Annotated in this window: 1 protein-coding gene; it reads left to right on the forward strand. The window is 57.0% G+C overall.

Annotation, left to right across the window (positions count from 1 at the left end; all coding sequences use genetic code 11):
• The first annotated feature begins 71 nt into the window (after positions 1 to 71).
• Positions 72 to 425 carry a hypothetical protein gene (locus DVK01_RS21275; protein ID WP_233560831.1) on the forward strand — a complete coding sequence of 118 codons (354 nt, stop codon included), beginning with the start codon at positions 72 to 74 and terminating at the stop codon, positions 423 to 425.
• Positions 426 to 474: the final 49 nt, after the last annotated feature.

Here is a 474-nt window from a genome sequence, read left to right on the forward strand (position 1 = left end):
GCTAGGTCCGTGAAGTATCTAGTCCATGTTCTTGCGAGCCGATGTCCCGACTGGACATGGTGGGACTACTCATGACCAACTCAGAACAGCGGATAGCGACCGAGACAGCACTAGAGCTGCTGACCAACCAACAGCGACAACAGATCCTCCGCCAGGTGGCTGACACACCCGACGGGACGACTGTCGACCAACTCACACAGCACCTGCGAGGGGCGGATTCACTCCAACCGGACGGTAACGGTTCTGTAGAACATCGAGGTATCGAGCTTCACCACATTCACCTGCCGAAGTTACAGGAAGCGAACGTGATCGAGTACGACACCGACCAGGGGACTGTGCATCGCGGCCGAGAGTTCCAAGATGTTCTCGCTCTGCTCGCGGTCATCGACGATCACCGAGAAGAGACTTCGCCGACGCTCTCCTGATCGCTCATTCGCTCGATAGGTCGCAGAACCTATCAGTCGTCTTCCTCTC

Origin of the sequence: Haloarcula sp. Atlit-120R, assembly GCF_003665885.1 — an archaeon.
Lineage (GTDB): Archaea > Halobacteriota > Halobacteria > Halobacteriales > Haloarculaceae > Haloarcula > Haloarcula taiwanensis.

Bases quoted from the DNA above. Each gene is read 5' to 3' on its own strand.
- DVK01_RS21275 (WP_233560831.1), top strand. From the start codon at position 72: ATGACCAACTCAGAACAGCGGATAGCGACCGAGACAGCACTAGAGCTG.